The following is an 18,360-nucleotide window of genomic DNA, read 5'->3' on the forward strand; positions in this document are numbered from 1 at the left end:
GCTCCGCAATCCCTAAACGCGACTCGTCCCAATAGCCAGCAATGAGCGACTGGACCGAAACGTACCGTCCGACGACGCTGTCGGAGGTACGCGGGAACAACAAGGCCCGCGACAAACTCAAGGAGTGGGCCGAGACCTGGGACGACCACCGGGACGCGGTGATCGTCCACGGGAGCCCCGGCGTCGGGAAGACCTCGGCCGCCCACGCGCTGGCGAACGATCTGGGGTGGCCCGTGATGGAACTCAACGCCAGCGACAGCCGCGGAGCCGACGTCATCGAGCGCATCGCCGGCGAGGCCGCAAAGAGCGGGACGCTCACCGGCGGCGAGTCGGGCCGACGGCTGGTCATTCTGGACGAAGCGGACAACTTCCACGGCAACGCCGACTACGGCGGCTCGCGGGAGGTCACCCGCGTCGTCAAGAGCGCCAACCAGCCGATGGTGCTCGTGGCCAACGAGTTCTACGACATGAGCCAGAGTCTCCGTAACGCCTGCGAGACGATCGAGTTCCGCGACGTTTCGAAGCGCTCGATCGTCCCCGTCCTGCGGGATATCTGTCGCCGCGAGGACATCGAGTTCGAGGACGACGCCCTGCAGAAGATCGCCGAGGACACGAGCGGCGACCTCCGATCTGCGGTCAACGACCTCCAGGCAGTCGCCGAGGAAGCCGAACGACTGACCGTCGACGACGTGGTGACCGGCGACCGTGACACGACGGAAGGTATCTTCGACTTTCTGGACACGCTCATCAAGGAAGAAGACGCCGAAGGTGCGCTCAAGGCCTCCTACGACGTCGACGAGAACCCGGACGAGATGCTGAACTGGATCGAAGATAACGTCCCCAAGGACTACCAGGGTGCGGAACTGGCGGACGCCTACGAGTTCCTCGCGAACGCCGACCGCTGGCTAGGCCGAGTTCGTTCGACGCAGAACTACTCGTTCTGGCGCTACGCCTCGGACAACATGACTGCCGGCGTCGCCGCCTCCCGCCGTGAGCCCAAGGGAGGCTGGACCAGGTACGGGCCGCCGAGCTACTGGCGCAAACTCGGCAGCAGCAAGGGCACGCGCAAGACGCGCGACGCAATCGCCGAACGGATCGCCGAGCGCGAGGGAACGAGTGTCGGGACCGCCCGCCGAGAGATCATGCCGTTCCTCTCGGCGATGACCCACCACTGCAAGAATCGGGATCTGACAGTGCAAATGGCCGCGGCGTACGAGCTCGACGAGAAGGAGGTCTCGTTCGTGACGGGAAGTGGAAAGAGCACCAACAAGGTCCAGTCGATCGTCGAGGACGCCGAAGAGCTACTCACCGAGCAGACGGTCGAACACTCCGGCTCTGCGTTCTTCGATACGTCCGATTCGGACACCGATTCAGCAGCGGCGACGGACGCGGATTCGCCGGCCGACGACGAGGCGTCTGAAGCAGCCAGCGATGGACAGGGACAGGAAACGCTCGTCTCTGCGGGAGAGGACGGGGCCGGTTCGTCTGAGGAAGAGCCGGACGACACACCTGCTGAAACAGGTGCACCAGACGAGACCGACGACGATCAGTCCGGCCTGAACGACTTCTTCTGATCAATCTCGTCCAATTTGGCCGTCTATAGCGTCTCCAGTGACAACGATCCCACTTCTGTGAGGTGTAGAAAGACCTATACGTCACCCGTAGACACGTCGTCATAATCGCGGTTCGGCTCGGTGGGTACCGCCCTGGCCCCGTTCCGCACGAGCAGGTCCATGACCGACAAGAGCGACTTCACAACAGGTGATAGTAATGACGACGCCCTCACAATGGGTGCCAACGACGCTGACAGCTTCACAGCAGGCACCGGTGAGGAAGACGCTATTGGCAGCGAGACCGAGACCGAGACTGAGACTGAGACCAGCATCGATACCGGGAGCGAGAACCAGAGCGATACCACAACGAAACCAAATCTTCGAAAAGCACTCCTGTTACTCCTCGTCGGTGCCGGCGTCATCTGGCTCGGTTACTCCGACTACACCACTCAGGAGGAGCGCCTCGAGAACGCAGTCGAGGTCGACGCCGAAATCGTCGAGACGGACGTCGACCGACGGAGTTCAAGCAGCGGCAGTAGCGGCTCCACGTACTACCCCGTCGTCGAATTCGAATACACCTACGAGGAGTCGACGTACACCAGTTCGAATCTCCACGCGAGTGACTCTCGCAGCGGGCACTCGAGTCGGTCGGCAGCCCAGTCGATCGTCGCGGAGTACCCGGAGGGTGAACAGGTGACGGCGTATCTCGATCCAAGCGAGCCCGAGGCGGCGTTTCTCGAGACGGAGCAGTCGAACGCACCCGTCCTCTGGATGGTGTTGGGTGCGTTCTTCGGGCTGGTCGGGGTTGGAATGGTCGTGAAGGGGCAGTTAGCGAAGCGAGGGATCGACGATGACGAGGTCGAGGACGAGAACCGAAACGAGCAAACAACGCGGCAGTAGCACTATAGAGGGGCTGAAACCTGTGCAGAACAGACGTTGATCGAGAGCGTGCCCGAGACCGAACCGCCGCGCACATCGAACGAACCGCTACAGCAACCCGAGTTCGGAGCCGACCGTCCGGAACGCCTCCAGACACGTGATAATATCGTCGCGGTCGTGGGTCGCGATCGGCGCGACGCGGAGCCGGCTCTCACCTTCTGGCACCGCGGGCGGCCGAATCGGCGGAACGACGATCCCGCGGGCGCGAAGCCCGTCCGCGAACGCGAGCGCATCTCGTTGGTCGCCGACGACAACGGGGAGAATCTGGGACTCACCCGGGATCGAGAACCCCATCGTCTCGAGTCCGTCCCGGAGATGCGCGACGTTCTCCCAGAGCTGTTCGCGCGCCTCGCTGTGGCGTGCGAGGTGAAGCGACTCGCTCGCGGCCGCGGCCGCCGTCGGTGCGAGTCCCGTCGAGAAGGCGAACGAGCGCGCCTCGTTGAGCAGACTCTCGATGAGTGCGTCGCTGCCGGCGACGTAGCCGCCCTGGCTTGCAAGCGCCTTCGAGAGGGTCCCCATCTGGATGTGAACCTGGTCCTCGAGTCCCTCCGCCTGCACGACGCCGCCGCCGTCCACGTAGAGCCCCGTCGCGTGGGCCTCGTCGACCATTACCCACGCGCCGAACTCCTCGGCGAGGTCGCAGATTTCCGAGAGCGGCGCGACGGTGCCGTCGACGCTGAAGACGGTGTCCGTGACGATGAGCCAGGATTCGTCGTCGCTGTCTCCGTTCGTCCCCGTGCTGGCGTCGGCCGCGGCACGGGACTCGAGTGCATCGCGCAGACTCGCCGGATCGCAGTGGTCGTAGACGACGGTCTCACAGCCGGCGAGTCGGCAGCCGTCGATGAGACTCGCGTGGTTGCGTTCGTCGGAGAAGATGACGTCCGGCTCGAGTGCGGTGATCGTACCGACGTTCGCAGCGTAGCCGGAGGAGAACGCGAGCGCGCGCTCGGTGCCCTTGGTTTCGGCGAGCAGTCGCTCCAGGTCGTGGTGGACCATGGTATCGCCGGTGATGATGCGGCTCGCACCGGCACCAGTACCGACGGTGGCGGCGGCCTGTCGCGCCGCGTCCTGCACCCGCTGGTCGTCTGTCAACCCGAGGTAGTTGTTCGAGGAGAAGACGAGCGCCTCGTCGGCGTCGAGTACCGGCAGATCGCCGCCGGCGGCGTCTGCGAAGTAGCCGCGCTCGGCGACCCGATCGACGGGGGAGAGCGTCCGTTTTTGCGCGCGTTCCTCGAGTGACCCCAGTCGGGCCTCGAGGTCGAACCCGCGGTCGCAGTCTTCCATTCGCCTGAAGGGAGTCCGTGGCGTGGTTTTACTCTCACGGTTCCGTTCTCATAAGGAAGTTGGCACGACGGGGCCCGTTACGGGAATTATCGCGGTGTTTCGCTCCCCCACTTATCGAGTGCGGTCGCGAGTTCGGCGTGATCCTGCGCGTACTCCTCGAGTGGGACGCCTTCGAGACTCGCGTCGGTAGCCTGCCGAAGCGCTTTCGCGCCGGCGTGGGTGCCGTCGGGGTGGCCGTGGATGCCACCGCCGGCCTGAATGCAGATATCGGTACCGAGCGCGTCGATGAGTTGGTCGACGACGCCGGGGTGGAGGCCACCGGAGGCGACGGGGAGGACGGGGTTCAGCCCGTGACAGTCGCCGTGGAGCCAGTCGTTGATCCCAGGCGTGTCCTCGTTTGCGAGCTTGCCGAGTCCGGCGGTGCCGGTGTGAATGTGGTCGACGCCGCAGAGCCGGGAAAGCTGTGCGATGACACGCATGGAGACACCGTGGTGGTCCATGCGGTCGAAGGCAGCGTGCATGGCCCGGTGGGCGTGGATCGCGAGTCCGTGTTCCTCACACCGGTCGCGGACACTCTGGACGGCCGACCAGCCGCAGGTGATGATGTCGACCATGACGAAGCCGCCGCCGTGTTCGGCGACGAGGTCGACGCGCTCTACCATCTCGTTCGTCTCCGCCGTGACGTTCACGAGGTAGTCCTTGCGCTCGCCGACGTCCTCCTCGACGCGGTCGCGAGCGGCGAGACTCTCCGCGAGGCGGTCCTCGAACGGGTTGAAGTCCTGGTCGGTAAGATTCTCGTCGTCTTTCAATAGATCGACGCCGCCGCGCCAGGCCTCCTCGCCGACGCGGACGTGGGCGTCCGTCGAGAGGCCGACCTTGGGTTTCGGAACCGTCGCCAGAATCGGGCGGTCGCCGGCGTCGAGTTTCTCGCGTGCGACGCTCGTGCCGAACTGCGGGCCGGGGAAGCCCGACGTAATCGACTCGGGCCACTCGCAGTCCTCGAGTCGGATTGCGTCGACGGCTTTCATACCCATGATATTCCCCGCGATACAGGAGAGGATCTGCGGCATGCTGCCCGCCTCGAACAGTTCCGCGGGGTAGGCGACGGTGATCTCGTCGCCGTCGATTCCGCAGGCGACCGCGCCGAGATGAGTTAGTTCGTCCTCGTCGACGTGCAGGGCGGCCCACGTGCCGTTCGAGGACTCCGAGGCGACGCGGCTCGCGGCGGCTTCCATCGACATGCCTTCGGCTGGGTCGATGGTGAAGGTACAGACGAGGTCAGTCGAATCGGGGTCGTACTCGCGGTCGAGGAAATCGTCGTACTCGATGCCAGTCATGGTAGTCCTTGACATTCATCGCGGTGACTAATAGTGTTTGCGCGGATTTCGCTGACTGAAGTCAGCAACCGGAGACGTATCCATTACTCCCGTCCCACTCCCAAAGACAGGATGTGTTAGACAGAAGTGACCATTCGTCCACCCACTCATCGCTATTCGGACGAGAACGGCCAATACACTAATACGGTACGTCTCATCTCGGACGTGACAGGAAAAATTGCAAAAATTAATTAGCTATTATAATACAGTGTGACTGTGAGCGTGCATGACCGATAGTACGACCGACGACAACGCGGGGGATGGCGGCGTCGACGTCGGCGGGCACGGGACGGATCTCTTTGGCGAGATGACCGACGACGTGTTCGGCGGGCCGGCAGTCGACGAGGACGAGACCAGGCGACACGCCAGCGAGACCGACGACGATGGAACAGCGACGGCCGAGGAGACCGACGGCGCCGACGAAACCAGCACTGACACCACCGGGACTAGCGACGGCGTCGCCGACCAGACCGCAGCCTCCGTCTTCGGTCAGCTCAAAGGCGACGACGAAGCCGCCGTCGACGACGTCCTCGACGAGGACAGCCCGGACGATATCATCGCAAGCGCCGACGAGGAACCTGACGAGCACCCCGGCGACGACCTCGAGGGCCTGCTGGCAGACGAAGGGGAACTCGAGGAACTGTTGCTCACGGGCCGGACGAAAGAACAGGAGTTCCTCTGGGTTGACACTGGTGAGTCGGTGGAGGCAGACGAGACAGTGACGGAGTCGGAAGGAGAGTCTGAGTCCGGAGCCGGAACGGGAGCCGACTCTGAGACAGGAACTCCTGGCGCCGGACCAGATCCTGACGCGTCCGCCACGGACGAATCGGTCGATGCACACGCCGACGCTGCTGACACACCTGCTGACTCCCCGCGGGTCGTTGACGACGGTCCGATTACGGACCGCGCTGTCGACGAGACGAACGATGAGCGCACTGTCGACGACTCTGCAGCCATCGAGGGTGAGACGGGCACAGACACAGAGAGGGATAGAGATAGCGAGCCCGAGCCAGACGCAGAGGTAGACACAGAGACAGACACAGAAACAGACACAAACACAAACACCGATGGCGTCCTCACCCGCCTCCGCACCACCGTCGGCAACCTCTTCTGACCGCTCTCGAACGCAATCACGGACACGCCTCGCTACTGTCGGTACTCGAGTACCCCGTCATCGACTCATACTAGCACCTCTGTTGCTATCCCGTCGGGCTGAGACCACTCGCTGTGCCGTGTTACAGTGAGTGTTCGAGGCCACGCCAGCGTAGATTCGCCGTACGGAACAGCCCGTGATTGCAAGCGGGGGGCGGATTGGCGCTGGAGAAGAACGGTACCTACGGATGAGTGGCAACGACTATCAGTTGACATCTAGGGCGATGACCGAATACACCTTTAGGCGCTCGCGTGTCGCGTGCTACCATGGGGAAAGAGTATCGAACGACGCCCAACCCGCCGGAAGAGCCCACAGAACGGAGCGTTACTGATGCGGACGAGTCGATGACGGCGGTGCGACGGGGTGCCTGGGTTGCGACCTCGTCGCTGTTCGGTCTGGCGTTCCTCGTCGTCGCGCTGATGCAGGTAACGCGCCTGTTTGCGACCTCCTCGCCCTACGGCGGATTCGGTGTCGTCGACGGCTTCGTCATCGGCGTCGTCGTGCTCGCGTTTATCGCGGGGCTGGCCGTTGGTCGTCGCGAGCTCGCGGCGGGATAGCTGAGCATCGACGGGGCCAACGGTGTCGGCGGTGTCGGCGGTGTCGACACTCGAGACCGGAGACCGAATCCAGCAGACCGAGCCTACGACTCTTGTTCTTTTCAACGACGGTGAGTCGGCTGTGAGGCAGTGGCGAGCGAGTACGCAGAGCGCAACAGCACCCTCACGAGGACAAACGCAGCTTTGACACGGGGTGGGTCTCCATTGGTAGCTAATGAGTACAGACGTGGATTTACGGGAGTTCGTCCCCGACAGTTGCGCGGATCTGCTCGAGCGCACTGACGGGGAGCTGAAGTCTGCACTCCCCGAACTCGCGCGGGACAGGGGACGAATGGGGGAGGTAGACCAGGCCGTCAACGCGCTCCCGTCACATCACGAACTCCACCGCGGCGATGCGCGGGACCTCTCGATGGTGCCCGACGAGAGCATCGAACTCGTCGTCACCTCGCCGCCGTACTTCGATATCAAAGATTACGAGAACGGCACCGGCGGCGAGGACCAGCTGGGGGATATCGATGGCTACGAGGCGTTCAACGACGAAATCGACCGCGTCTGGGAGCAGTGCTACGAGAAGCTCGTCCCCGGCGGCCGCATGTGCATCGTCGTCGGCGACGTGCTCCGCTCGCGCAGCGACCACGGCCGCCACCGCGTCCTCCCGCTGCACGCCACCATTCAGGAGCGCTGTACCGACATCGGCTTCGACAATCTCGCGCCGATCATCTGGTACAAGATCGGCAACTCGAGTCTCGAAGCCGGCGGCAACGCGCGCTTTCTCGGCAAACCGTACGAACCCGGTGCCGTCATCAAAAACGATATCGAGTACATTCTGCTCTTTCGCAAACCCGGCGACTACCGCTCCCCAACTGTCGCAGAGCGCGTCCTGAGCCTGATCGAGGCCGACCGCCACCAGACGATGTTCCGCCAGCTCTGGACCGACATCACCGGCGAAGCACAGACCGACCACCCTGCACCCTATCCCGCATCGCTCGCTGAACGGCTCATCCGCATGTTCTCGTTCGTCCGCGACACCGTCCTCGACCCGTTCGCCGGTTCCGGCTCGACGGCCGTCGGCGCGACCCGCTGTGGCCGGGACTCGATTTCGGTCGAACTCGAGGAGGAGTACTTCGAGATCGCGAAACAACGGGTCGAACGCGAGCGGGGGACGCTGACGAATTATCGGAACGTGTCGGTGGAGACCTTTCGGTAGCCAGAGTTGCGTTCCGACTCACGGACGTGGGTCGAGCTGAATCGAACGGTACGACAGAACACAAAAACCGCAAAACGGAGCGCGTGTCCGCGCTCAGGCGATGAACTCTTCGATGTGGTCTGCGACTTCTTCTGGCGTGTCGCCGACGGGGACGCCCGCGTCGTTCAGCGCGTTAATCTTGCTCTCTGCGGTGCCAGTCCCGGAGCCGGAGACGATTGCACCGGCGTGGCCCATGCGCTTTCCTGGCGGTGCCGTGCGGCCGGCGATGAAGCCAGCGACCGGCGTATCGACGTGCTCGTCGATGAACGCTGCTGCCTCTTCTTCGTCCTCGCCGCCGATCTCACCGCACATGACGATCGCTTCCGTCTCGTCGTCGTTCTCGAAGAGCTCGAGTGCGTCGACGAAGTCGGTGCCGATGATCGGGTCGCCGCCGATGCCGATGGCGGTGGTCTGCCCGATGCCGCGGTTGGTCAGGTTGTCGACGACCTGGTAGGTCAGCGTCCCGGAGCGCGAGACGAGACCGACCTTCCCCTCGGAGAAGATGTTGCCGGGGAGAATACCGAGTTTTGCCTCGCCGGGCGTGATGAGGCCGGGACAGTTCGGACCGACGAGTCGGGTGTCGGTTTCCGAGAGGCGCTTGTTGACCTTCGCCATATCCTGGGTCGGGATACCCTCCGTGATTGCGACGGCGAGGTCGAGGTCGGAGTCGAGCGCTTCGAAGATGGCGTCGCCCGCGAACGCCGGCGGGACGAAGATGACCGAGGTGTCTGCGTTCTCTTCCTCGACGGCCTCGTGGACCGTGTCGTAGACCGGCACGCCGGCGGCCTCCTGGCCGCCCTTGCCGGGGACCGCACCGGCGACGACGTTGGTGCCGTACTCCATCATCTGTTCGGCGTGGAACTTGCCTTCCCCGCCCGTAATTCCCTGTACCACGACGCGCGTGTCGTCGTCGACTAGCACACTCATTATTCGTTCACCTCCTCGGCGTACGCGACGGTACGCTCGACCGCGTCCTCGAGTGTCTGTTCGACAGTCACGAGGTCTTCGTTCAGAATCTCCATGCCTTCCTCCCAGTTGGTGCCGGCGAGACGGACGACGACCGGCTTCGGGATTTCGTCGAACTGCTCGAGTGCCTCGTTGATCCCCTTGGCGACCTCGTCGCCGCGGGTGATGCCGCCGAAGATGTTGAAGACGACGCTGTCGACGTTGTCGTCGGAGAAGACCATATCAAGCGCGTTGGCGATGCGTGCTGCCTTCGCGCCACCGCCGACGTCCAAGAAGTTCGCTGGCTCGCCGCCGTAGTAGTCGACGAGGTCGAGCGTGGTCATGACGAGACCGGCACCGTTGCCGATGATACCGACGTTGCCCTCGAGACGGACGTAGTCGAAGCCGTACTCGTCTGCCTTCTGCTCGAGTTCGTCGCCGCCGCTTGCAGCTTCTTCTTCCATCTCGGCCAGCTCGGGCTGGCGGAAGAGGGCGTCTTCGTCGATGTTCATCACGGCGTCGGCTGCGATGACCTCGTCGTCAGCCGTGACCATCAGCGGGTTGATTTCGGCGTCGGAACCGTCGCGGCTCTCCCAAAGATCGTAGAGGGTGGTGAGAACGCTCGCGACGTCGTTGGCGACGCTCTTGTCGACACCGGCGTCGTAGACGGCCTTGCGGGCCTGGAACGGATGCATGCCGAACGCGGGGTCGATGTGCTCGCGGGCGATCGCGTCGGGGTCCTCCTCGGCGACCTCCTCGATGTTGACTCCACCCTTGGTGGAGACCATAGCGACGGGCTTGCCCTCGCCGCGGTCCATCGTGATGCCGACGTAGAGTTCGTCGGTGAAGTCGACCGCTTCCTCGACGAGAACCTGTCCGACGTGGTAGCCCTTGAGGTCCATGCCGATGATGGACTCGGCGGCCTCACGGGCCTCCTCGTCGTTCTCGACGAGTTCAATCCCGCCGGCCTTGCCGCGGCCGCCGACCTGTACCTGCGCCTTGACTGCGACTGGATACCCGATCTCTTCGGCCGCGGTCAGTACACCGTCGACGTCAGAGGCGAGTTGGGACGACGGCGTGGGGACGCCGGCGTCGGCGAAGACCTGCTTCGCCTGGTACTCGTGCAGTTTCATAGCCATTCGAACGGCCGTTCTGACCTTGCTTAAATCCTGTTAGTTTCCACTCGCGGCGTGATATCTGCCTGTTACGTGGATGGCGACTGTCTCGGACACACGGCAGCAGCCAGCCCACGCAGACCGCGGACCGAAGGGTTTGACTCCCGACGGATCCAAACGTACTCCGTGTTCACTCCAGCTGTCTCGGCAGTGTCGACACCGACGCCCCGGGCGACGACGTCCGACCCGACGACAGCCTTCCCCCACCAACCCACACCCGCCACTCCCAGCGAAGGGTACCCGTGACCACCTCGACCGATACCGACACTGACACTGACAGCGCCGACACCGTCGACCGCTGGCGCTCGTCACTCACGCGCGCACTCGAGTTACTCGTCCACAGCAACCTCTTTATCTCGCTGGCGACGATGAGCGTCGTCGTGACGACGGCGCTGCTTGCCGACCTTCCCATCGAGGCGCTGCCGCTGTTCATCGTCTTCGCCGTGACGATGTTCGTCTACACCGTCAACCGGCTCACGGACCTCGCGGAGGACGAGGAAAACATGCCCGACCGAGCGGCGCTGACGCGACGGTACGGCCGACTCTGGCTGGCAGTCGGCGCTGGGCTGTACCTGCTCGCAATCGTCGCCGCCGTCGCCGCCGGCGTTCCGGGGGCCGGCTACATGCTCGTCCCGCTGCTCGTCGCCGCGGCGTACTCGAGTGGCCTGAAGCAGGTGTTTCTGGTGAAGAACGTGGTAGTCGGCCTCGCCTGGGGACTGTTGCCCCTCGGAATGGGCTACTACTACCAGCAGCTCTGGACCGTCGACATCCTGTTTTTGGCGGGCTACGTCACCGCGATGATTACTGTCGCAGCCGTCATCTTCGACCTCAAGGACATCACGGGGGACCGCGAGGAGGGGATTGCGACGGTGCCGAACGTTTTCGGGCCGCGCTGGACTCGCATCGGCGCGCAGGTGACAAACGTCGTGATCGCAGCGGTCGTCGTCGCACTCGTTCTGAGCGGAGTGCTCTCGAGTCGGTTCCTGATAGTGCTCGCGATGAACGCCTACGTCGGGGCGTACATTCCGTTCGCTGATCCGGATTACGGACCGCTGTACTACGGGTTCATCGTCGACGGCGAGCACATTTTTCTCGCCGCCGTCGTCACCGTCTTCGAGCTGCTCATCTGGTGACCCTGTGTTCGTCGGAGTCCTCCAAGAGCCGTGTACTCGAGTGCGCATCTGACCGTGTACGCTTATCTGACCGTGCACTCGAGTGGAAGCCTGAGAGAAAACAGCGGCTCAGTCCCGGTCCGTCGCTGCCCAGTCGCAGTCCTGGCACTTCTGTCCCGTCACGAACTCCGTCACCGACGGCATGTAGCCGACCTCGAGGACGTTCCCGCCGCACTCTGGACAGTCCGTCTCGGCCTCGGAAATTTGCTCGGCCTCCATAACGGAGTCGTCTTCGATCAGTTCTGCAAGCGTCTGTGCGGTCACCATTCGACCCTGAACGACGCGATTTTCGCTCACGACTACCCATGTGAGCGCGACACTCCTAAGCGTTTTCAGCGCAGTTACACTGTGTGATAGATTCGTCGCTCTGCGTATGGTTGGGTACAATTCTGATGAGGTGTGAGGAGATGGTGTGGACGTGCCGCCAAAATATGCGTTTCGGTGGTAAGAGACGACTACTGACCGCTGCCTGTCACTGCGTGCACAACGGTATAAGTCCCATCGACCGTCTGTGACCGCATGGAGACACACTGGGCGACCGTGGACGGCGTTCGTCTGGAACTGCCGTGTGATTGTACGGTTACAGAGCTCCGCGAGGAACTGCACAAGCCAACCGATGCGGTCCTCGTCGCAGTGACCGGTGATCTGGTATCCGTCGTCCACGATGACGACCAGCCGCTTTCGGACTTGATCGCTGGCTGTGCGGATACGTACTACTTCTGGCGAGCCGCAGAGCCAACGCGAAACGAGATTCTCGCTGCACCGGAACTCGAGCGTGCGGTCGAAACAGCCACAGACGGACCAGGGGTCGAAGCAGCGACCGGGAACAAGACCACGACCGACAGCGAGAGCGAGACCACGTTCCAGCGTCCCGGAATCGACAACTGAACCCGATGGGTCGGCTAGTCGACTCGCTGTCACAGGAGATATAGGAACGGTCTCGATTCTGAAGTCCAATTGGACAGTGTCCACGGGAGACACGTCAGCTGTGGCGACCAGCAATCGTCCGGAACGCCGCAGGGTGTAACCATAATTTGGTCACGCGATAGACACCTGTAGAGACCAGTACACAAATTCCAGAAAGTCGACAGCTCCAGTGATACCAGAGGACGCAATTCGGGCACGCAAAATGTGGTTACGATCACAGTCACGGGTTCCGAACGGATGTGACGGTGCAGATACCCTCACTGCCGGAGAGAGCCACTCTCGATCCAGTAGAAGAGACCATTACTCGGTGCTAAATACGTGTTTCTCGTTCGAAATTCAGACAAGTCGAGATTAGTAGAGGAACGATCGCTCCGGTTTATTGTCCAACGAGGACACGTCGCTATCCGACACAGAGCGTGTCGATAGTGCGATACCAGCGCTATCCAGGCGAACGCACACTACGGTGACAGGTACATACAATGACAGCACATCAGTCAGACCGATCACACACGGTATCCAGGCGGCTCCTGATGCAGGCGACTGCACTCGCGTCTGTTTCAGGGTTTGCGACGACGGCACTCGCACAGGACGGTGAAAACAACCAGATAGAACTGCTGGGCCGAACCAGTGGCTGGATCGGAAGCTCTCCCGATGATATCGCAGACGAGCGCAATCCGACGCTCGAACTCGTCGAGGGCGAGGAGTACACCCTCATCTGGGAGAACGAAGACGGCGCCGGACACAACTTCGTCATCGAAGACGAAGAAGGTGAAGAGAACTTCGTCGAAACGGACGTCATCTCGGGGACGGGCGAGACCCAGGAAGTCGAGTTCACCGCCGAGGAAGGGATGGCCGAGTACTACTGTGCACCCCATCCCCAGTCCATGCGCGGGGATATCGAACTCGTCGACGAGGCTAACGGCGAGGAAGAAGAGGTCGAAGACGAACCGGACGCCATCATCGGCGACGGCCCAACCGTCGGCCTCGAAACCGTCGCCGACGGCCTGAACGCACCCATCGACCTCCAGTTTGCAGAGGAGGAGACCGATCGCCGATTCATCGTCGACCAGACCGGTCAGATTCACATCCACGGCGAGGACGGACTCGAGGACGAGCCGTTCCTCGACATCGAAGATCGGATGGTCGAACTCGACGGCGACTTCGACGAGCGCGGCCTGCTCGGACTCGCCTTCCACCCGGAGTTCGAGGAGAACGGACGATTCTATGTCCGGTACAGCGCGCCGGGTGAGGAGCCAGAGTACGGCGCACCCGGTGCGGAAGTGCCGGAAGTCGTCGACCACCTCGATACACTCGCACAGTTCGAGACGGCCGACGACGACAACACGGAAGCAGATCCCGATTCCGAGGAAATCCTCCTCGAGATCCCACAGCCGCAGTTCAACCACAACGCGGGTCCGATCGCGTTCGGGCCTGATGACTGTCTCTACGTTTCGACAGGTGACGGTGGTGGTGCCGGTGACAGCGACGAGGGACACGTCGACGACTGGTATCCCGAAATCGAAGGCGGCAACGGACAGGACACCGAGCACAACCTACTCGGCGGCATTCTCCGACTCGATGTCGACGACGACGGTGACGAGGAGCGAAACTACGGCATTCCCGACGACAACCCGCTCGTCGACTCCGAGGAGAACCTGCCGGAGTACTGGGCGTGGGGACTGCGTAACCCGTGGGGTATGTCCTTCGAGAACGGCGAACTGCTCGCCGCAGACGTCGGGCAGGCGCTGTTCGAGATCATCAACCACGTCGAGGAGGGCGGCAACTACGGCTGGAACGTCTGGGAAGGGACCCACTGTTTCGACCCAGACACGCCCGAAGAGCCGCCGGAGGATTGTCCAGACAGTGTCTCGGACGATCTCCCCGAGCCACGCGCCGGCGAACCGCTACTCGGCCCCGTAATCGAGTACCCACAGGAAGTCGATATGGGTCGGTACGGCGACGAGGCCAACGGGGACGAGGAGAACGGCGACGAAGAAGACGCCGAACGCGGGGCCGAAACCGACAACGGCGAGCGCGACCGCATCGGCACCGCGATCATCGGCGGCACGATGTACGAGGCCGGCGAGATCGGGGAGCTCGAGAACGCCTACGTCTTCGGTGACTGGAGCTGGGACGGCGAAGGTCCCGGCCGACTCTTCATCGCCCACCCGCCAGAAGGGTGGCCAAACGGTGAAGAGGATCCCGAGGACGACGAGGACGAGGACGATGCAGCCCTCGACGACGAGAACGACAACGGCGTCGAGGACGATGACGACGAGGTCGAGAACGGAGCGGACGACGATGCAGAGGACGAAAACGGCGAGGACTTCGAGCCGGTCGATCCCGAAGGTGAAAACGGAGCGGACGACGAGAACGGGACCGACGAAGACGGACTCGAACAGTACCATCCGCCGGACGAGGTCGACCTCTGGGACATCGAAGAGCTCACCGTCGAAGGCGACGGCGAAGTCGCTGGCGATGGCATGATGGAGCAGCTCGTCTACGCCTTCGGCCGCGACGCCGACGGCGAGGTCTACGTCCTGACGTCCGACACGCCGACGATCGAGGGCGAAGGCTTCGTCAGCCGTATTGTGCCGGCTGACGATGAGGATGTCGACGAAGAGGAAGACGGAGTCGTGGACGAGGACGAAGACGACCTCGACGAAGAGGACGATGCAATGGACGACGATGAAGATGACGTCGAGGTCGACGACGATATCGAAGACGACGAAAACGACGAAAACGAGGACAACTGACGGATACTGACACGAGGATCCGTCAAACGGCCTCGACTCGGTCGACGCTCTCGTTCATTTTTCGGCAGTAAGAAGGAGGTGATTCGCTGCTGAGAGTGTCCCGTAACTTGTAACGTGGTGTTCGTGGCTCGTAGCTCGTGACTCAGGACTCAGGACTCGTGATTCGTGACTCGTGATGACACGGAGTCGAGGATCCGAAAACAGCTGCCGTCAAAAAACGAACGGGGAATCGATCAGCGCTGCAGTGAGAGGACGGCGAACCGGTTTCCTGGCTCGGTCCAGTCCTCACGTTCGCCGCCTGCCGGTGCGGCGACGTACTGTTTGTCTTCGCCGGGATCGTACCAGCTGATCGGCGCACCGGAGACGGCGGCCCCGACGTTCCACTCGGCCAGTTCTTCGCCGGTCTCCGTGTCGAACGCGGTGAACAGGTCGCGACCATCGCCGGCGAAGGTGATCCCGGTCGCCGTGGTCATCGAACCGCCCCACGGCGGGGTCTGCTGCCAGCTGTACCACTGTTGCCACTTCACCTCGCCGGTGAACGGGTCGATACCGGCGAGAACGCCGCCGTTTTCGTTCCAGAACGGTACCTCTTCTTCTTCGATCTCTTCGGCTGCTTCCTCCTCTTCTTCTTCCTCTTCCTCGTCCTCCTCGTCCTCCTCGTCATCGTCGACTGTCTCGACATCCTCTTCCTCGTCTTCGAGTTCCTCTTCGACCTCGACGATCTCTTCGCGCGGCGTTTCGATATCCGGTTCGTCGATCTCCTCTTCCTCGCCCGGGACCCGGTCTCGTCTGATCGTGTCCATGCCGATGTAGACCTCACCCGGCTCGTACTCGACCTCGAACCAGGAGAACTTCATCGGGTGGTTCACGCCCTTGACGACCATCGTCCGCGAAACTGGGTCGAAGGAACTGGTCTGTGGGTTCGTACCGCCGCGGAGCTCCGGCATAATCCACGGCGCATCCTCCAGATCCTCGTACGGCGGCAGCGACCACATGTTGTGGTGCTGGACGTACTCCTCGCTTCGCTGGTGGAGCTGTCCAGTCTCCATGTTGACCGTGTAGACCCAGCCGGTTTTGCCGGGCCACGCCGCAAACCGCGTCGGCTCGCCGTTGTGCTCCTCTTCGAAGACCAGCGCCGGACTCGGTGAGTCGTAGTCCCACCAGTCGTGTGGCGCGTCCTGGTAGTGCCACTCGTACTCGCCCGTCTGGATGTCGACCGCGACTTTTCCTGCCGTGTAGGGGTTGAATCCCGGCCGAACGGTTCCATACCAGGGCCCTGGGTTTGCAGACGGGATGATGATCGTCCCGCTCTCGGGATCGAGGTTCGACGCCGCCCAGGCCGTCCCGCCGCCGTGCATCCAGGAGTCGCCGACCCACTCGTGTTCGGGCGTCATATTCACCCGCCACTCCGGCGAGCCGTCCTCGACGTTGATCCCGTCGAAGAATCCACTAACACCGAACTCACCGCCGAAGCTCCCCTTCATCAGAACGCCGTCACAGATCATCGGCGGGAACGACGATGTGGTCCCGCGCGAGCGCTCCCAGCGAAGTTCCTCGTGCATGCCGACATCGGTGTCGGCGACCTCTCCGCGATACGCCGCCGCACCGTTGTAGTACCACTCCGGCTCACCGGTATAGCGATCCATCGCGAGCACGCCGAGATCCAACGTACTCTTGTAGATCATGTCACCGAGCACCGCCGGCCCACGCTCTGCCGGCGGCGTCTCCGCCGATGTTCCGTCTGCGTTCTCGTAGATGTTCCGCCACAGAATTTCTCCGGTTCGGCCATTGATCGCGTACAGCCTGTCCGGTCCGATCGTCTGATAGATAATCGGCGGATCGCCCTGCACTACCAGCGGCGACCCCTGGAAGTCGTTCTCCGGCGCACCCAACTCGAGTACGTACTCGAACTCGAGTTGGTCGACGTTCTCCGGCGTGATCTGGTCGGCCGTCGTGTGGCGGTGGCCTTCGTAGTTGTTACCGAAGACGAGCCAGTTCTCGGGGTTCTGCCCGGATTCGCGGATGTCGGATTCGGTGATATCGACCTCCGGAATCTGGTCTGTATCGTACTGTTCGAGCTGCGATTCGCCGGGCATCTCGTCCCACGGTGCGTCTTCCGGGAGTTCTTCGAGGTGTGATTCGAACGTCATTGGCTGGTCACCCCAGCTGGGGCGCGCTTGTCGTCGGTGATTCGGATCACGTCGTCGAGCAGGAACTCCTGGCCGATGATCATGATCGCGCTGCTGCCGCTGATCAGAGTCGAGAGGTGTTCGTCCGCGATGGAGCCCTCCGCGAGGTCGCGCGCGGCGGCACCCATGAGGTAGTAGCCGCCGAGCATGGACTTAATGTCCCAGAGCCCGCGGTCGATCATCTCTGAGGTGACGAGCACTTCGTTCGTCCAGAGGTAGTGATCGAGGCCGTCGATCCACAGCAGGGATCCTTCCGCAGCTCGCTGATGCAGGGGCGCAACGTAGTCGTAGACGACGCCGTCGTCGAGCGCCTCTGCCGGCGGGTATGCCTCTGTCGGCATCCACCACGAGAGCTGTTCGCGCGCGTTGACGATGTTTGTCACGAGCGCTGCTTGCTCCTGTTCGGCGAAACCAACCTCTGCCAGCGTGGCCGGCAGCGCGTCGAGGTGGAGCAACTGCCGTGTCGTCGTCTCGATGTGTTCGGGCGTGAACGCCGGCAGCGTCTGCTCTGCGCTCGCAAAGAAGCCGACATCCGCCAGGTGCGCGTTGATCTCCCACGCTGGCCCGGTCAGCGCCTGATACGCCTCGGAGCCGGCCTCGGGAACGCCCATCGTCTCGATTTCGGGCAACTGCTCGAAGGACGCCGTCAACGCACCCAATTGGTTGCTCAACAGTGTGGCGTCGAGCGAGCCGGTAAGCCCGTCACGAATCCCCTGTCCCATTTCGGCCAGCCCGCTTGCTGTGCCGCTCGATACCTCCGCTCTGAGGTCGTGCAACGTCGCTCCCGCGATCGTCCCGCCGGCGATGACACCGAGTGCCTTCAGGAACTCACGGCGTTCATCGTCGCTGACCTCTCCGTAACTATACCGCTCTCTTGGGTCGGTACCGTATGCCATGGCACAGGAGAACGCGGGACAGTCCAGCAATTAGCTGTTTCCACAGTTTCGACTTCTGCGAGAGGTTTCTCGACGTGTACTGTGATATGTTACCAAGTTTTACCCTCGCCATCCCTCATTTCGGTGAATAATAGTATGTTGGCCGAGCCGACAACCTGCATCGGAACACAGCCGAAACAGGCATCACTTGTA

General features: G+C 62.7%; 15 protein-coding genes. 8 read left to right on the plus strand and 7 right to left on the minus strand.

What is annotated here, in order from left to right; genetic code table 11:
- The first annotated feature begins 41 nt into the window (after positions 1-41).
- Together BBD46_RS15235 and BBD46_RS15240 are read left to right on the plus strand one after the other, a co-directional pair.
- Positions 42-1,574, plus strand: a complete 1,533-nt coding sequence (locus tag BBD46_RS15235) for a replication factor C large subunit (RefSeq protein ID WP_071402547.1) — start codon at positions 42-44, stop codon at positions 1,572-1,574.
- A 159-nt stretch (positions 1,575-1,733) separates the two neighbouring features.
- Positions 1,734-2,453 carry a DUF3592 domain-containing protein gene (locus tag BBD46_RS15240; protein ID WP_071402548.1) on the plus strand — a complete coding sequence of 240 codons (720 nt, stop codon included), beginning with the start codon at positions 1,734-1,736 and terminating at the stop codon, positions 2,451-2,453.
- An 87-nt stretch (positions 2,454-2,540) separates the two neighbouring features.
- Here BBD46_RS15240 and BBD46_RS15245 read toward each other — a convergent pair whose 3' ends face one another.
- Together BBD46_RS15245 and rbcL are read right to left on the minus strand one after the other, a co-directional pair.
- On the minus strand, positions 2,541-3,776 hold the full coding sequence (locus BBD46_RS15245) for an aminotransferase class I/II-fold pyridoxal phosphate-dependent enzyme (RefSeq protein ID WP_071402549.1): 1,236 nt from the start codon (positions 3,774-3,776) through the stop codon (positions 2,541-2,543).
- Between the two features lie 86 nt (positions 3,777-3,862).
- Positions 3,863-5,113 (minus strand): type III ribulose-bisphosphate carboxylase, encoded by a 1,251-nt coding sequence (gene rbcL / locus BBD46_RS15250; protein WP_071402550.1) that lies wholly within the window; start codon positions 5,111-5,113, stop codon positions 3,863-3,865.
- Positions 5,114-5,378: 265 nt separating this feature from the next.
- Here rbcL and BBD46_RS15255 point away from each other — a divergent pair, with 265 nt between their 5' ends.
- From BBD46_RS15255 to BBD46_RS15265, 3 genes are all read left to right on the plus strand, one after another.
- Positions 5,379-6,266 carry a hypothetical protein gene (locus tag BBD46_RS15255; RefSeq protein WP_071402551.1) on the plus strand — a complete coding sequence of 296 codons (888 nt, stop codon included), beginning with the start codon at positions 5,379-5,381 and terminating at the stop codon, positions 6,264-6,266.
- Positions 6,267-6,571: 305 nt separating this feature from the next.
- Positions 6,572-6,862, plus strand: a complete 291-nt coding sequence (locus BBD46_RS15260; protein WP_071402552.1) for a hypothetical protein — start codon at positions 6,572-6,574, stop codon at positions 6,860-6,862.
- 214 nt (positions 6,863-7,076) lie between these two features.
- Positions 7,077-8,069 carry a DNA-methyltransferase gene (locus BBD46_RS15265; RefSeq protein ID WP_071402553.1) on the plus strand — a complete coding sequence of 331 codons (993 nt, stop codon included), beginning with the start codon at positions 7,077-7,079 and terminating at the stop codon, positions 8,067-8,069.
- A 93-nt stretch (positions 8,070-8,162) separates the two neighbouring features.
- Here BBD46_RS15265 and sucD read toward each other — a convergent pair whose 3' ends face one another.
- Both sucD and sucC read right to left on the minus strand, forming a co-directional pair.
- Positions 8,163-9,035, minus strand: coding sequence for a succinate--CoA ligase subunit alpha (gene sucD / locus BBD46_RS15270; protein ID WP_071402554.1), 873 nt, complete (start codon positions 9,033-9,035; stop codon positions 8,163-8,165).
- Positions 9,035-10,186 carry an ADP-forming succinate--CoA ligase subunit beta gene (sucC, locus tag BBD46_RS15275; protein ID WP_071402588.1) on the minus strand — a complete coding sequence of 384 codons (1,152 nt, stop codon included), beginning with the start codon at positions 10,184-10,186 and terminating at the stop codon, positions 9,035-9,037. Before sucC ends, sucD begins: the two co-directional genes overlap by 1 nt.
- A 284-nt stretch (positions 10,187-10,470) precedes the next feature.
- On the opposite strand from sucC, the gene BBD46_RS15280 reads away from it, so the two are divergent.
- Positions 10,471-11,361, plus strand: a complete 891-nt coding sequence (locus BBD46_RS15280) for a UbiA family prenyltransferase (RefSeq protein WP_071402555.1) — start codon at positions 10,471-10,473, stop codon at positions 11,359-11,361.
- Positions 11,362-11,469: 108 nt separating this feature from the next.
- Here BBD46_RS15280 and BBD46_RS15285 read toward each other — a convergent pair whose 3' ends face one another.
- Positions 11,470-11,697, minus strand: coding sequence for a DUF5795 family protein (locus BBD46_RS15285; RefSeq protein ID WP_071402556.1), 228 nt, complete (start codon positions 11,695-11,697; stop codon positions 11,470-11,472).
- A 222-nt stretch (positions 11,698-11,919) separates the two neighbouring features.
- Here BBD46_RS15285 and BBD46_RS15290 point away from each other — a divergent pair, with 222 nt between their 5' ends.
- Positions 11,920-12,288 carry a hypothetical protein gene (locus tag BBD46_RS15290; RefSeq protein ID WP_071402557.1) on the plus strand — a complete coding sequence of 123 codons (369 nt, stop codon included), beginning with the start codon at positions 11,920-11,922 and terminating at the stop codon, positions 12,286-12,288.
- Between the two features lie 569 nt (positions 12,289-12,857).
- Positions 12,858-15,083: a PQQ-dependent sugar dehydrogenase gene (locus BBD46_RS15295; protein ID WP_071402558.1), complete on the plus strand. Its 2,226-nt coding sequence runs from the start codon at positions 12,858-12,860 to the stop codon at positions 15,081-15,083.
- Between the two features lie 233 nt (positions 15,084-15,316).
- Here BBD46_RS15295 and BBD46_RS15300 read toward each other — a convergent pair whose 3' ends face one another.
- The gene (locus BBD46_RS15300; protein ID WP_071402559.1) at positions 15,317-17,233 is read right to left on the minus strand and encodes a pyrroloquinoline quinone-dependent dehydrogenase; all 1,917 of its coding nucleotides are present in this window, start codon (positions 17,231-17,233) and stop codon (positions 15,317-15,319) included.
- Entirely contained in the window at positions 17,230-18,168 is a 939-nt protein-coding gene (locus tag BBD46_RS15305; protein ID WP_071402560.1) for a hypothetical protein, read from the minus strand. The genes BBD46_RS15300 and BBD46_RS15305 overlap by 4 nt, the downstream gene beginning before the upstream one ends.
- Between the last annotated feature and the right edge of the window lie 192 nt (positions 18,169-18,360).

Source organism: Natrialba sp. SSL1, assembly GCF_001861355.1.
Lineage (GTDB): Archaea > Halobacteriota > Halobacteria > Halobacteriales > Natrialbaceae > Natrialba.